12 protein-coding genes are annotated in these 13,920 nt (G+C 59.9%); 7 read left to right on the top strand and 5 right to left on the bottom strand.

The features are described from left to right. From ACFFAR_RS10900 to ACFFAR_RS10885, 4 genes are all read left to right on the top strand, one after another. Positions 1-1,440: bifunctional 2-methylcitrate dehydratase/aconitate hydratase (locus ACFFAR_RS10900; protein ID WP_375507877.1), on the top strand; the 1,440-nt coding region annotated here is incomplete at its 5' end. A 73-nt stretch (positions 1,441-1,513) separates the two neighbouring features. After that, positions 1,514-4,231 (top strand): aconitate hydratase AcnA, encoded by a 2,718-nt coding sequence (gene acnA / locus ACFFAR_RS10895; RefSeq protein WP_062172050.1) that lies wholly within the window; start codon positions 1,514-1,516, stop codon positions 4,229-4,231. Between the two features lie 198 nt (positions 4,232-4,429). Further along, on the top strand, positions 4,430-4,666 hold the full coding sequence (locus tag ACFFAR_RS10890) for a DNA-binding protein (protein WP_082779043.1): 237 nt from the start codon (positions 4,430-4,432) through the stop codon (positions 4,664-4,666). Next, positions 4,653-5,069: a PIN domain-containing protein gene (locus ACFFAR_RS10885; protein WP_174363625.1), complete on the top strand. Its 417-nt coding sequence runs from the start codon at positions 4,653-4,655 to the stop codon at positions 5,067-5,069. Before ACFFAR_RS10890 ends, ACFFAR_RS10885 begins: the two co-directional genes overlap by 14 nt. A gap of 69 nt (positions 5,070-5,138) precedes the next feature. Here the strand turns inward: ACFFAR_RS10885 and ACFFAR_RS10880 are convergent, their stop codons facing one another. Further along, entirely contained in the window at positions 5,139-6,578 is a 1,440-nt protein-coding gene (locus tag ACFFAR_RS10880) for an NAD-dependent succinate-semialdehyde dehydrogenase (RefSeq protein ID WP_062002445.1), read from the bottom strand. Between the two features lie 197 nt (positions 6,579-6,775). On the opposite strand from ACFFAR_RS10880, the gene ACFFAR_RS10875 reads away from it, so the two are divergent. Then, positions 6,776-7,843 carry an aromatic acid exporter family protein gene (locus ACFFAR_RS10875; protein ID WP_375507876.1) on the top strand — a complete coding sequence of 356 codons (1,068 nt, stop codon included), beginning with the start codon at positions 6,776-6,778 and terminating at the stop codon, positions 7,841-7,843. A gap of 72 nt (positions 7,844-7,915) precedes the next feature. Here ACFFAR_RS10875 and ACFFAR_RS10870 read toward each other — a convergent pair whose 3' ends face one another. The 3 genes from ACFFAR_RS10870 to ACFFAR_RS10860 are packed head-to-tail and all read right to left on the bottom strand — an operon-like array spanning position 7,916 to position 9,933. Beyond that, positions 7,916-8,530 carry a hypothetical protein gene (locus tag ACFFAR_RS10870; protein ID WP_062003771.1) on the bottom strand — a complete coding sequence of 205 codons (615 nt, stop codon included), beginning with the start codon at positions 8,528-8,530 and terminating at the stop codon, positions 7,916-7,918. 39 nt (positions 8,531-8,569) lie between these two features. Continuing rightward, a complete protein-coding gene (locus ACFFAR_RS10865) occupies positions 8,570-9,352 on the bottom strand; it encodes a molybdopterin-dependent oxidoreductase (protein ID WP_375507875.1) in 783 nt (260 codons plus the stop codon). 2 nt (positions 9,353-9,354) lie between these two features. Continuing rightward, positions 9,355-9,933: a cytochrome b/b6 domain-containing protein gene (locus tag ACFFAR_RS10860; RefSeq protein ID WP_062172035.1), complete on the bottom strand. Its 579-nt coding sequence runs from the start codon at positions 9,931-9,933 to the stop codon at positions 9,355-9,357. A gap of 239 nt (positions 9,934-10,172) precedes the next feature. Here ACFFAR_RS10860 and ACFFAR_RS10855 point away from each other — a divergent pair, with 239 nt between their 5' ends. Together ACFFAR_RS10855 and ACFFAR_RS10850 are read left to right on the top strand one after the other, a co-directional pair. Then, positions 10,173-10,853, top strand: coding sequence for a heavy metal response regulator transcription factor (locus tag ACFFAR_RS10855; RefSeq protein ID WP_062003596.1), 681 nt, complete (start codon positions 10,173-10,175; stop codon positions 10,851-10,853). Between the two features lie 5 nt (positions 10,854-10,858). After that, positions 10,859-12,274 (top strand): heavy metal sensor histidine kinase, encoded by a 1,416-nt coding sequence (locus ACFFAR_RS10850; protein ID WP_062003595.1) that lies wholly within the window; start codon positions 10,859-10,861, stop codon positions 12,272-12,274. A gap of 4 nt (positions 12,275-12,278) precedes the next feature. On the opposite strand, the gene ACFFAR_RS10845 is transcribed toward ACFFAR_RS10850, so the two are convergent. Beyond that, positions 12,279-13,920: FAD-dependent oxidoreductase (locus tag ACFFAR_RS10845; protein WP_375507874.1), on the bottom strand; the 1,642-nt coding region annotated here is incomplete at its 5' end.

The following is a 13,920-nucleotide window of genomic DNA, read 5'->3' as shown; positions in this document are numbered from 1 at the left end:
ATTTCAAACGTCCGGCCCGAGCCGGATCGCGTACTGGTCGACATAGTCGACTACGTTCTCAACTACAAGATCGACAGCGAAATTGCGCTCGACACCGCGCGCAATTGCCTGATCGATACCCTCGGTTGCGGACTCGAAGCCCTCACCTATCCCGCTTGCACCAAGCTGATGGGACCCATCGTGCCTGGCACGATCGTCCCCAACGGCGCCAAGGTGCCGGGTACATCGTTCCAGCTCGACCCGGTTCAGGCCGCGTTCAATATCGGCGCGATGATCCGCTGGCTCGACTTCAACGACACATGGCTTGCAGCAGAGTGGGGTCATCCGTCGGACAATCTCGGCGGCATTCTCGCCACAGCCGACTGGCTCTCGCGCAACGCTGTCGCCACCGGCAAAAAGCCGCTGACGATGAAAGACGTCTTGATCGGCATGATCAAGGCGCACGAAATTCAAGGCTGTATCGCGCTGGAAAATTCGTTCAACAAGGTCGGGCTCGATCACGTGTTGCTGGTCAAGCTGGCATCGACGGCGGTGGTCGGCCAGTTGATCGGCTTGACGCGCGATGAGTTGATCAACGCAGTCTCATTGGCTTTCGTCGATGGCCATTCGTTGCGCACCTATCGTCACGCGCCGAATACCGGTTCGCGCAAATCATGGGCCGCCGGCGATGCAACCTCGCGCGCCGTGCGTCTCGCGTTGATCGCGAAGACGGGCGAGATGGGGTATCCCTCGGTTCTGACTGCCAAGACGTGGGGCTTTTACGATGTCCTGTTCAAGGGCAACGAATTCAAGTTCCAGCGTCCATACGGTTCTTACGTGATGGAGAACGTGCTCTTCAAGATCTCGTTCCCGGCCGAATTCCACTCGCAGACCGCGGTGGAAGCGGCAATGACGTTAAACACGAAACTCGCTGAAGCCGGCAAAAAAGTCGAAGACATCAGGAAGATCACGATCCGCACGCACGAAGCGGCGATTCGGATCATCGATAAAAAAGGTCCGCTCGATAATCCCGCCGACCGCGATCACTGCATCCAGTACATGGTGGCCGTACCGCTGATCTACGGCCGGCTGACGGCATCGGATTACGAAGATTCGATTGCAAAGGATCCGCGTATCGATACCTTGCGCGCGAAGATCGAATGCGTGGAAGACCCGCAATTCACGAAGGATTATTTCGATCCCGAGAAGCGTTCGATCGCCAATGCGCTGACCGTCGAATTCAATGACGGCAGCACCTTCGACGAGCTGGTCGTCGAATACCCGATCGGACACAAGCGCCGCCGCGAAGACGGCATTCCTCTCCTGGTCGAGAAGTTCAGGACCAACCTCGCACGGCGTTTTCCGGCGAAGCAGCAAGAGGCAATCATTGCGGCATCGCTGGACCAGGCAACGCTTGAGGCAATGCCGGTCAATGAATATGTTGATCTGTACGTGATTTAGTCAGCATCCGTGACACGTTCTTTAGATTGAAAGTACTGAAGGTGTTTCCTCGTTTAAACCCAGGAAAAAAAACATGGCCCACAATCTCCATAAAACGCTCAAGGAATTCGACAGTGGTTCCGGCAAAGGCAAGTACTACTCGTTGCCTGCGCTCGGCAAGGCGCTGAACATCAAGATCGAACGTCTGCCGGTATCGATTCGCATTGTGCTGGAATCGGTCCTGCGCAATTACGACGGCAAGAAGATCGGCGAAGAACACATCAAGCAACTGGCGAACTGGAAGCCGGTCGCGGATCGTACCGATGAAATCCCGTTCGTGGTCTCGCGCGTCGTGCTGCAGGACTTTACCGGCGTGCCGCTGCTCGCCGATATCGCTGCAATGCGTGGCGTGGCGCAACGTGCAGGCAAGGACCCGAAGGCTATCGAGCCGCTCGTGCCGGTCGATCTGGTGGTCGATCACTCGGTGCAGATCGATTACTTCCGTCAGAAAGACGCGCTCGACCTGAACATGAAACTGGAATTCCAGCGCAATAACGAGCGCTATCAATTCATGAAGTGGGGCATGCAAGCCTTCGATACGTTCAAGGTCGTGCCCCCGGGCGTCGGCATTGTTCACCAGGTGAACCTGGAATATCTCGCTCGCGGCGTGCACAAGAAGACGCTGGAAGGCGACACCGTGTATTACCCGGATACGCTCGTCGGCACGGACAGCCACACGACCATGATCAATGGTATTGGCGTAGTGGGCTGGGGCGTGGGCGGTATCGAAGCTGAAGCCGGCATGCTCGGTCAGCCGGTGTACTTCCTGACGCCGGACGTGGTGGGCGTCGAGCTGAAAGGCAAGATTCGCGAAGGCGTGACGGCAACCGACCTCGTGCTGACCGTCACGGAAATGCTGCGTAAAGAGAAGGTCGTCGGCAAGTTCGTCGAGTTCTTTGGCGAAGGCACGGCGTCACTGTCGCTGCCGGACCGCGCGACCATCGGCAACATGGCCCCGGAATACGGCGCGACCATGGGCTTTTTCCCCGTCGATGAAAAGACCATCGACTACTTCAAGGGAACGGGCCGCACCGACGCTGAAATCTCTGCGTTCGAATCGTATTTCAAGGCGCAGAACCTGTTCGGCGTGCCCAAGGCCGGCGAGATCGACTACACGAAGACGCTGACGCTCGACCTCGGCACGGTTGCGCCGTCGCTGGCGGGTCCGAAGCGTCCGCAGGACCGCATCGAAATCACGAACGTGAAGTCGAACTTCACCGAGCTGTTCTCGAAGGCTGTGAGCGACAACGGTTTCGGCAAGAAAGCTGCGGACCTGAACACGCAATACACGACGACAAACAACGTCAACGTGAAAAACGGCGACATCCTGATTGCCGCGATCACGTCATGCACGAACACGTCGAACCCGAGCGTTTTGCTGGCTGCCGGTTTGCTCGCGAAGAAGGCTGTCGAAGCCGGTTTGACCGTCGCACCGCACATCAAGACGTCGCTGGCTCCGGGATCGCGGATCGTCACGGAATACCTGACGAAGACGAACCTGCTGACGTATCTCGACCAGCTCGGTTTTACGCTGGCCGCCTACGGCTGCACGACGTGTATCGGTAACGCGGGTGACCTGACGCCTGAACTGAACGACGCCATCACGAAGAACGACATCGTGGCCGCCGCTGTGCTGTCCGGCAACCGCAACTTCGAAGCACGTATTCACCCGAACATCCGCGCGAACTTCCTGGCATCGCCGCCGCTGGTCGTGGCTTACGCCATCGCCGGCAACATGACGGTCGACCTGATGACGGAACCGGTCGGCAAGGGCAAGAATGGCAAGGACATTTTCCTCGGCGACATCTGGCCGACGAGCGAAGAAGTCAATGCGCTGCTGAAGTACGCGCTCGACGCTGATGCTTTCCGCAAGAACTACGCGGAACTCACGAAGACCGGCGACCTGTGGAGCAAGATCGAGGGCGAAGCGGGTCAGGTTTACGACTGGCCGAAGTCGACGTACATTGCTGAGCCGCCGTTCTTCGGCAAGGACTTCTCGATGACCCCGGCCGACAGCATTCCGGCCGTCAAGGGCGCGCGTCCGCTGGGCATCTTCGGTGACTCGGTCACGACCGACCACATCAGCCCGGCTGGTTCGATCAAGGAAAGCTCGCCCGCAGGCGTGTGGCTGAAGGCGAACGGCGTGCAGAAGGCCGACTTCAACAGCTACGGCTCGCGCCGCGGCAACCACGACGTCATGATGCGCGGCACCTTTGCCAACGTGCGGATCAAGAACCTGATGATCCCGCTGAAGGCCGACGGTTCGCGCGTGGAAGGCGGTCTGACGATATTCCAGCCGAGCGGCGAAGAACTGTCGATCTATGACGCAGCGATGAAGTACATCGAAGCAGGCACGCCGACTATCGTGTTCGCGGGTGAAGAGTACGGCACGGGTTCGTCGCGTGACTGGGCTGCGAAGGGCACGCAATTGCTCGGCGTGAAGCTGGTCGTGGCGCGCAGCTTCGAGCGGATTCATCGTTCGAACCTGGTTGGCATGGGCGTATTGCCGCTGCAATTCAAGGGCTCGGACAGCGTCCAGTCGCTGAACATCACCGGCGAAGAAACGTTCGACCTGGAAGGCCTCTCGTCCGATATCAAGCCGCAACAGGAAGTGACGCTTGTGATCCATCGCAAGGATGGCAGCGAGCAGCGCGTGACGGTGCTGCTGCGTATCGATACGCCGATCGAAGTCGATTACTACAAGCACGGCGGGATCTTGCCGTTCGTGTTGCGCTCGTTGTTGGCTGCCTGAGGTTTCAGGCGGTAGCTTTTTGCAGGTGACCGCGCCCTTAGAGATCGGGGCGCGGGAACATTGGACCCGGCTTTCGCCGGGTTTTTTTTCGCTTGCTTGTTCCTCGGTAGGCCACAGCGATTGTGCAATGTGAAGCTATTCAGCAAACAAGAAACTTGGTTAGTGATATCATTGCTATCACTAAATTTGGAGGCTACAATGGCCAGTCTTCTTGTACGAGGAATAGACGACGAAGTAGTCCAAAGCCTGCGGGAACAAGCTGCGGCACATGGGCGCAGCGCGGAAGCGGAACATCGGATCATTTTGGTCGCAGCATTAGGCCGTCCGAAGCGACGCAGTTTTGCTGAAGTATTGGCTAGCATGCCAAACGTCGGCGAAGACTCCGATTTTGAAAGAGTACAAAGCACGAGCGGGGCGCCGGGTGTATTTGATTGATACGAATGTAATAAGCGAGATGCGCAAAGGGCTTCGTGCGAATCAAGGTGTCAGAAGCTTCTTCGAGCTCGCAGAGAGCGAGGGCCACGGCCTGCACATCTCCGTCATAACCATAGGCGAACTGCGACGGGGACTTGATTCTATTCGCCATCGCGGCGATGAAGAACAGGCGCGATCACTTGAAACGTGGATGAGCGAGGTGCTTAGCGGATCCGCCTTGAATGTTTTAAGTATTGGCTCAGACGTCGCGCAACTCTGGGGACGACTTAGGGTTCCAAATCCAGAAAATGAGTTGGATAAGCTGATCGCGGCCACGGCAATCATCCACAATTTGACAGTCGCTACACGCAACGTAAAGCACTTTGCTTCGACTGGCGTTCGAACACACAACCCGTTCGAATAGACGGTCCTAACAAAAAAGCGACGCAACCGGTTGGTCACGTCGCTAATTTCAATCAAAGCTGCGATCGGATCAACGCGCCTCGCTCACAAACTTCGTGACCAGATACGCTTCCATCGCTTCGCTGCCGCCTTCCGAGCCGTAGCCCGATTCCTTCACACCGCCAAACGGCGTTTCCGGGATACCCAGCCCGTGGTGATTGATCGACACCATGCCGCTTTCGATATCCTCACCCACCGACGCCGATGTCGCGCTCGAACGCGTATAAGCGTAAGCCGCTAGACCAAACGGCAGGCGATTGGCTTCCGTGATGGCTTCGTCGTAGGACTTGAACGTGGAGATCGGCGCGATCGGGCCAAACGGCTCTTCCGTCATGATACGAGCCGAGAGCGGCACATTGGCCAGCACCGTCGGTGCAAAGAAGAACCCTTCACGTCCGATGCGCTCACCGCCTGTCAGCACCTTGGCGCCGTGCTCGACGGCATCGGCGACAAGGCGTTCCATCGCCTGCAGGCGGCGGCCGTTGGCTAGTGCGCCCATCTGCACGCCCTCTTCCAGCCCATTGCCGACCTTCAGCTTCTTGGTAGCCGCGACGAAATGCTCGGTGAATTCCTCATAAGCCGACTCTTCGACGATAAACCGCGTCGGCGAAATGCAGACCTGGCCGGCGTTGCGGAACTTGGCGCCAGCCAGCAGCTTGGCGGCGCGCGGGATGTCGGCATCGGCGAAAACCAGTGCCGGCGCGTGGCCACCCAGTTCCATCGTGGCGCGCTTCATGTGCTCGCCGGCCATTGCCGCCAGTAACTTGCCCACCGGCGTCGAGCCCGTGAACGAGATCTTGCGGATCAGCGGATGCGCGATCAGGAACTTGGAGACATCGGCGGGAACGCCAAACACGAGGTTCAGCACGCCGGCGGGCAATCCTGCATCCACGTAAGCCTGAACCAGCGCCGCGCAGCTTGCCGGCGTTTCTTCCGGTCCCTTCAGCACGACCGAGCATCCTGCAGCCAGCGCGGCCGACACCTTGCGCACCGCCTGGTTGATCGGGAAATTCCACGGCGTAAACGCGGCGACCGGGCCGACCGGCTCACGCGTGACGATCTGGCGCACATTTTCCGCGCGGGCCGGGATCACGCGGCCGTACGTGCGGCGCGCTTCCTCGGCGAACCAGTCGATGGTATCCGCTGCGCCCAGCACCTCGATGCGCGCTTCGACCAGCGGCTTGCCCTGTTCCATGGTCATGATGGCGGCAACTTCTTCCGCGCGATCACGCAGATTTTGTGCGGCACGGCGCATCAGCTTGCTGCGTTCGAACGCCGATACCTTGCGCCACGCCTTGAAGCCGCGGCCCGCGGCCTCGGCGGCTTCCGCGAGCTGCTGCTCGCCGGCCAGCGCCAGGCGGCCGATTTCCCCTTCCGTTGCCGGATTGACGACAGCCGTGTCGCGAGCGCCTGCGCGCCATGCGCCATCGATATACAACTGCGTGCTCGGATATTGGGTGTTTTGGCTCATGCGTGGCTCCTGATTGAGTGTGATCGATGAAACCGGTGACAATGCGCGCCAGCGTTGAAAGCGGCGCGATTACTGAACCACCAATGGTAACGCGACCAGCCCGATGTTGCAGGCGGCCGGATTTATCGGCGATGAATGCCTACAAGGAAAGTGCGCACGGTCAGCCATAATTCAAGCGTCCAATCTGGTATCGCTCCATGCCCTTAGCCGCCTTTCAAGACTTACGACGTATTACTTTCAAACCCGGTGGCGCAGAAACGCGGCGCTTTGCGCGAACGCTGATCGCTTGCTTGCTGAGTTTCGGCGCCGCCAAACTCGCGACCTTGCCCGAGCTTTACTGGGCGGTCATTACTACGCTGATCGTGGTTACGCAGCCGAGCCTTAACCAAGCGCTGACGACCGGACGCGACCAGATTATCGGCGCGGTGATCGGCGCGATACTCGGCGTGCTCGGATTGCTCGCCATCGTTCGCGGGGCAGAGCCGCTGGTGGTCTTTGCCATCGAACTCGTGCCGCTTGCGGCGCTTGCCGCGTGGCGTCCGACCTTGCGGCTTGCGTGCGTCACGCTGGTCATCGTGGTGCTGATTCCGGCCAGCGGCGTGGGATCGCCGTTCGAGAGACCTATTGATCGCGTGCTGGAGATTTTGATTGGCGCTGGCGCGGCGCTGGTTGTTGCGTTCCTATTGCCGAACCGGGCGATCAACGCCGCGCACAATCGCGCGGGGGAGATCGTGCAAACGCTCGGGGAGTTGATCGCGCTTTATCTACGCAAGCCTGACGACGCGCGGACGGCGGAAGGATTGCATCGAAGGTCGGCGGCGGCTGAGCAGGCGCTCGACGATGCGATTACCGAGGCTGGTCGGGAGCACATTATCGTGCCGGTGAAAAGGTCGCGCGAGAACGTGATCGACAAGGTCGTGCCGATGCTGACGCGGTTGCATCGCGATGCGCTGTTTCTAGGGCAAGCGTTCGCGGGGGATGTGGGCTTGGCCGGGCGGTTGACTGCGTCGACGCGGGAAGCGTTGGGCGAGACTGCGGATGCGTTCGATGGGTTGGCGAAGGCACTGGCGGCTACGCTCGATGCCGATAAACGGCAGCAGGATGAGAATGTCAAAGCAGCGCGGGAGGCGTTTGAAAGGCTGAGGCAGACGGCGGATAAGGCGAATGCTGCGATGGAGAAGAATACGGTGCTGCCGTTTGTGCTGAATTTGTTGGTGACGGATTTTGGCGATTTGGTGACGACGGTGGAGGGGAAAGAGGGGTAATGCCGGCACCATGAAACAACAAAGCCGACTCAAAGTCGGCTTTGTCCTTTCATACGCCTATGACGCGAAACCTCACATCGGCGGCGCAACCCCATCCTTCTCGACCACGACGCGCGAAGCGGCGTATTCCGTTCCCTTGACCGGGCTGGCGATAATAAACACCTTCTTCCCTGCGACCAGATCCGAACGCGAAGCCGGCGCAAACGTCACCACGGGCACACCTTCCGGCACGGTCACCGTATTCGAGCCGCCCTTATACGAAAGCTTCAGATCACGCCCGCTCGTGCCGGTCACAACCTGATCGACATTCGCATTCGTCATCGTGCTGTTCGGCGCCAGATCCCACGCGTAGTGCCCTTCACCCGTCCCGCGCGCCGCTTCCGGGAACACCAGCACTTCGGTCGCCGTCATCTTGCCATCGGTGCCAGTGGTCGCAGCCGTACCAATAAACGACCCAGCCTTGATATCGCCGAGCTTGATGTTCTTCACAGCCGTCACCGGCGTGTCCTGCTTCATGTCGATGGTCACGGTATCGCCGCTACGACGGTGCACGGTGAGCGTATCGCCGGAGATCGAGACGATATCGCCACGAATGCGCGCGGGCTTCGCAGCCGGCGCCTGGGCCAGCGCAACGCCGGCAAATGCGAGTGCTGCAATCGATACACCCAGTTTCATGCGGATTGACACAGATGCCATGGAGACTCCAGTAGTAATTAGTAAAAAGGCTTAAGCCCCGCCGAACCAGTTATAACCCTGGTTCTCCCAGTAACCGCCGGGATATTCGTTCGTCACGGTGATCGCAACGATGTGCTTCGGATTCTTGTAGCCCAGCTTCGTAGGCATGCGCAGCTTCATAGGAAAGCCGTATTTCGGCGGCAAGACTTGACCGTCGTACGTCAGCGTCAAGAGCGTCTGCGCATGCAGCGCGGTCGGCATGTCGATGCTCGTAGAATAGTTATCGGCGCAATGGAACGCTACGTACTTCGCCGTGGTATCGGCACCTGAACGCTTCAGGAATTCGGCAAAACGCACGCCGCCCCACTTGCCTATCGCGCTCCATCCTTCAATGCAAATGTGACGCGTGACCTGGCTTTCCTGCGGCAGCGCACGCAATTCATCAAGAGTCCAGACGTTCTTGCCCTTCACCAGACCGCCGACGGGCAGCTTGTAGCTGGCGGCATCGACCATGGGGACATCGTCTATGTCGTAGAACGCGTTGAAAGGGAACGGCCGCGTGATCATCGACTCGGGATACGTCGGCGCGAGCTTGTTGGGATCGAAGAGGACAGCTTGCGCGTCATCATTGAAACGCGACATGGTGCGCAGCACGGTGTTGACGGACTTGTCGTCGGAGATGTTGCAGCCGGACAGCATCATCAAGCCGCCCAGCGACAAGATGCGCTTGCCAAAGAGACGCCGCGCGGGCGCCTTCAATTCGTTGCGTGCGTCCTTGAGGATATTGTCGACATCGAGATGCTTCGCAATCAGTTCGCTCTTTCGGTTCAACATGATCAACGGCCCCGGATCATCAATAACAACGAGCGTGGAACGAGGGCGACCATCACCACGTGCAGCACGAAAAATGCGACCAGGAAACTCATCGCGAAGAAATGAACGACGCGCGCTCTGTCGTAACCGCCCATCAAGTCACGCAATAATGGAAATTGCACCGACTTCCAGATCGCGAGTCCCGACAGGATCACGATGACGATGTCCACGATAACCGCAAGATAAGCCGCCTTCTGCACGGCGTTATAGTGCGACAGATCGTCGTGCTTGAGCTTGCCGGTGAGCGCGGCACGCAGATCGCCGATAAGACTCTTTACGCTGAGAGGGAACAGTTTGCGGCGAAATCGTCCGGACACGATGTTCATCGCAATGTAGATCAGGAAGTTGACGACCAGCACCCACATGGCCGCGAAGTGCCACAGCAACGCGCCGCCGAGCCATCCGCCCAACGTGATGCTGGCCGGAAAGACCAGCGCCGGAAAAATGGGCGAAGCGTTATAGACCTGCCAGCCGCTCGTGACCATGACCACGACCGCAAGCGCATTGACCCAGTGCGTGATGCGAACCCAGCCGGGCTGCATGGCGCGGGGCTTCGCCACGGGTGTCACGGATCGAGTCGATGGTTGAGCCAAATTCGCCTCGCAAGAAAAAAGTGATGCGACCGTTACCGGCGTCGCTTGATCGCATCTTAACGATACCGCGCTGATGAACGCATGACACGTTAATGACTTTTTTGTCATCTTTCCGGCGCATGGGAGGCGGATCGTTAGAATGAGGTTCTTCGCAACCTACGCGCGTTCGAGCGCAACACACCCGCCGCATGACCATTCTCGTTATAGAAGACGACCGCAAGACCGGCGACTATCTGAAGAAGGGGCTGACGGAGTCCGGGTATCAGGTCGACCTGATTCGCAACGGCGCCGATGGCCTGCATCAGGCTCTGGCGCACCCGTACGAGCTGATCGTGCTCGACGTGATGCTGCCCGGCCTCGATGGCTGGCAGATCATGCAGGCGCTGCGCACCAAACGCGACCTGCCGGTGATCTTTCTCACGGCGCGCGACCATGTGAGCGATCGTATCCATGGTCTGGAACTCGGCGCCGATGATTACCTCGTAAAGCCGTTTTCGTTCACCGAACTCGTGCTACGCATTCGCACGTTACTGCGGCGCGGCGTGATCCGTGAATCGGATGTGTTCCAGGTCGCGGATCTTCATGTGGATGTCTTGCGGCGCAGAGTGACTCGCCAGGGAATCGACATCGCGCTGACGAACAAGGAATTTGCGTTGCTGCATCTCTTCTGCAAACGACAAGGTGAGGCGTTGTCGCGCACGCTGATTGCATCGGAAGTGTGGGACATGAATTTCGACAGCGACACCAATGTGGTCGACGTCGCCATCAAGCGCCTGCGCGCCAAACTCGACCAGCCCTTCGATATCAAGCTCATCCACACGGTGCGCAGCATCGGCTATTCGTTCGGCGCGACCGGAGAGTCGCATTGAATCCGATGCGTTCGCAATCGCTCGTTGTCCGCATCACGATCCTCTTTGCGTTGATTGTATGCGTAGTGGTGAGCATGGTCGGCGGATCGCTTTATCACGCAACGAGCTTGACCCTGTCGACGCGCGCCGATTATCAGTTGATCGGGCGTGTCGAACATTTCCGCTCGCTGCTGCACGACCTCTATACGATCCAGGAAATCGAAGCGCGGCCACGGCTCTTTGAAACCATGCTCGGCGATCGCCAGGATGTGATCATTTTCCGGCGGCCGGGCGTGGCGCCGTTTATCAATGTGAATCCGGAGAACCTGCCGTTGCCGCCGGTGGTTCCGGTGCCGGTGAATCGCGCGGTGGATCTCGACGCGCTCTATGAAGGTACGCGTCCTGACGGCGTGCGCATGCGCTGGGTCGCGGCTCAGGCGCAAGTGGGCGATACCGGGCAAGTAGTGGAGATCATCGCTGCACACGTGATGACACAGGAGGCGCGCGTGTTGTCGACGTATCTCGTGCGCGTGTGGATCAACGTGGCGATTGCTGTTCTGGTCACGGCGCTGCTCGCGTGGTGGGTATCGAGTCGCGGCCTCACGCCCTTGCGCAAGATGGCCGATAAAGCCGCCGAAATCACGCCCAATACGCTTTCCGCACGACTCGATGTCGGGAACACGCCGACCGAGTTGCAGAGCCTGGCGGTATCGTTTAACGCGATGCTGGACCGCTTGTCGACCGGGTACGAACGCTTGCTGCAGTTCTCGGCCGATCTCGCGCATGAGGTGCGTACGCCCATCGGCGTGTTGATCGGGCAGACACAGGTCACGCTCGCCCACACGCGCAGCGAAAGCGAATACAAGAGCGTGCTGGAGTCGAATCTGGAGGAGCTCGAGCGGCTGGGACGCATTGCGCAGAACATCCTGTTCCTCGCGCAAGCGGATCACGAGCGGCAGGAAATCGAGCGCACTACATTGAACACGTGCGAGCAGCTCGAGACCATCGCGACCTACTTCGAAGGTCTCGCCGATGAACGCAATCTCAGCTTCGATGTTCAGGCCGAAGGCGAGATGTTCGTCAACGAGATCATGTCGCGGCGCGCGATCAGCAATGTGGTGGTGAACGCCGTGCGATATGCAGAGCCCGGCACGACGATTCGCCTGACGGGCAGCGAAGACGCGCAGGGCGCGCGTATCGTGATCGGCAATCAGGGCGAGCGTGTATCGCCGGATGAACTCGCGCGCTTGTTCGACCGGTTTTACCGAGGCGATGCCGCGCGCAGCGAGTTCACGGAATCGAGCGGCCTCGGACTCGCGATCGTGCAGGCCATCATGCGGCTGCATGGCGGGTCGGCATCGGCGAGCTGTTCGGCGAGCGGGTGGATCGAGTTCACGTTGCAATTCGCCGCTCGCTCACAACAGTCCGTCACGCGCCGCTGACCGTTTAATCCACCTCGCCGGCCTGCAATGCCAGTTCCTGCCGGGCGGCCAGCATACCGTGGATCTGCGATACAACCGCCGCGCCCTCACCCACCGCCGCGGCCACGCGTTTCGTCGATGCCGAGCGCACATCGCCGATTGCAAACACGCCCGGCACGCTGGTTTCGAGCGCCGTCGCGCCGTCCATGTGGCCGCCATGCGCCTCCGGGCCCGTCAGCACAAAACCCTTGCCGTCCGTACTCACGTTGCATCCGGTGAGCCAGGCCGTATTCGGATCGGCACCGGTGAACAGGAACAGATGCCGCACGTCGAGCTTCAGCGGGCCGTCAGGCGTCTTGCAATGCACGGCGGCGAGCGTACGGCCGTCGCCCTGCAGTGATTCGATCTGCGTGCGCGTATGCACGGTCACGTTCGGCAACGACGCGATCCGGTCAATCAGATACCGGGACATGCTTGATTCCAGCCCCGCGCCTCGGATCAGCAAATGCACGCGCGCCGCGTGCGATGCCAGATAAACCACTGCCTGCCCCGCCGAATTGCCGCCGCCGACAAGCACGACTTCCGAACCCTTGCACAGCTTGGCCTCGACCGGCGACGCCCAGTAATACGTGCCCCGCCCCTCGAATTTCTCGAGTCCATCGATCGCAGGCCGCCTGTACGCCGCGCCCGTCGCGATCACGACCGTGTGCGCGGTGACGCGCGTGCCGTTCATCAATTCGATCTGAATGGGCGTGCAATCGCAATGCAGCGCCTTGATCTCGGTCGGAATGGCAATATGCGCGCCGAACTTCTGCGCCTGCACGAACGCTCGACCGGCGAGCGCCTGACCTGAAATACCGGTCGGAAAGCCGAGATAGTTTTCGATGCGCGAACTTGCGCCCGCCTGCCCGCCCGGCGCGCGGCAATCGAACACCGAGACCGACAAACCTTCGGACGCCGCGTACACGGCCGTCGCCAATCCGGCCGGTCCGGCGCCGACGACGGCGACATCGTAGATATGCGCGGGATCGAATTCCGGCAACCAGCCCAGTTGCGACGCGAGCTGGTTTTCATCGGGCGCACGCATCACCGTGCCATCGGGGCAAATGACGAGCGGAAAGTCCACCTTCGATGTCGAGATCCGTTCCAGCAATGCGATGGCTTCCGGATCGGTACAGGCATCGATCACGGTATGCGGATAACCGTTGCGGCTCAGGAATCCTTGCAGCGATACCAGCCGTCCATCGTCCGACTGACCGACCAGGATCGGCCCGCTGCCCTTTTCGATCAAACCCACGCGGCGCAGGATCAGCGAACGCATGATCCGCTCGCCGAGATCCGCTTCGGCCACGAGCAACGCACGCAGCCGATCCGGCGCGATCAGGATGGCTTCAACGTCATCGATCGCGTGGCCATCGACCAGAGCCGGTTTCCCCGACAACTGCCCGACTTCCGCCACGAATTGCCCGGGCTCCGATTCGACCACCAGATGCACATGCCCGAGTCCGTCGCGCCGCGTGATCCGCACGTGGCCGTTGAGCAACACGAACATGCCGGGACCCGGCGAGCCGACTTCGAACATCAGCTCGCCGGCGCGGTAGTACTTGATCGCGCCGAACCCGCGCATGCGGTCGATTTCATCGACAGTCAGGTGCGGGTACATCTGG

It is taken from the genome of uncultured Caballeronia sp., assembly GCF_964243625.1.
In the GTDB taxonomy this organism is placed as follows: Bacteria; Pseudomonadota; Gammaproteobacteria; order Burkholderiales; family Burkholderiaceae; genus Caballeronia.
The sequence above is the reverse complement of the archived record's forward strand: the minus strand, read 5'-3'. Positions and strand labels throughout refer to the sequence as shown.